Genomic DNA, 1,156 nt, shown 5'->3' on the forward strand with positions numbered 1-1,156 from the left:
GGGGTCTGCTGAAGGTTTGGTTGATACTTCGACCGCATAACCTCGATAAGGTTGTGCTCAAACGAAGGAAGACCCCATGCCCAAGAATGTCTACACCGATGAGTTCAAGCGCGATGCCGTGGCGCTGGTGGAAGCAGGGATTCCCCAGAAGCAGGTCTGTCAGGATTTGGGGATCTCCAGGACAGCGCTGCAGTCCTGGGTGCGCGATACTCGGTTCCATTCCCATGGAATGACACCGTCCACCGACCCGGAAGAACGCAAGGAAATGTCCCAGGCGTTCAAACGAATCCGGGAGCTGGAGATGGAGAACGAGGTGCTGCGCAAAGCAGCAGTGTACCTCTCCCAGCCGCATATCCGCTCCCCAAAATAATGGGCCCGCTCGTCCGTGAATTGATCGCCAGAACAGGCAGGAAACGTGTGCCTGTGGTGGTGACGTGCTTAGGTCCTGGGATTCAGTACTCAAGCGTATTACAAGTGGCTGAAATGTCCCGTCTCGGCGCGGGATGTTGAAGAGCAGGAGCTGACCGCGAAGCTGCGTGAGCTGCACGAAGACGACCCCGAAGGCGGGTACCGGGTACTGGCCGATGACCTCGAGGACCTGGGCTACCAGGTCTCCGAGCGCAGGATGTGCCGGCTGTGCAACAAGGCTGGAATCAGCTCGGTGACCAGCAAGCGTCGGCGCAAGTGCACCCCGGCTGGTCCGCCGGTGCATGATGACCTGGTGCAGCGGAATTTCACCGCCGAGCACTCCAACCAGCTGTGGCTGACCGACATCACGGAGCATCACACCGGTGAGGGCAAGCTATACCTGTGTGCGATCAAGGACATGTTCAGCAACCGGATCGTGGGCTACTCGATGGACTCGCGGATGAAGGCTCAGCTGGCGGTCAACGCCTTGCAGATGGCGGTGGCGCACCGTGGATACCCACGTGGGGTTCGGGTGCACAGCGACCGTGGCAGTCAATTCCGTTCCCGGAAATTCACCCAGGCCCTGGAAGCCCACGGGTTGGTCGGGTCGATGGGCCGGGTCGGTGCGGGCGGTGACAATGCGGCCATGGAATCGTTTTTCAGCCTGTTGCAGAAGAACGTGCTGGATCGTCGCTGGTGGACCACCCGCCAGCAACTGCGCCTGGCGATCGTGGGGTGGGTGGAGGGG

General features: G+C 60.6%; 1 pseudogene. It reads left to right on the plus strand.

Annotated features, from left to right (window positions below):
* Window positions 1-76: 76 nt before the first annotated feature.
* Window positions 77-1,156, plus strand: a pseudogene (locus tag JCM19049_RS14870) (IS3 family transposase); the annotation flags it as partial.

Source organism: Arthrobacter sp. JCM 19049 (genome assembly GCF_001310435.1).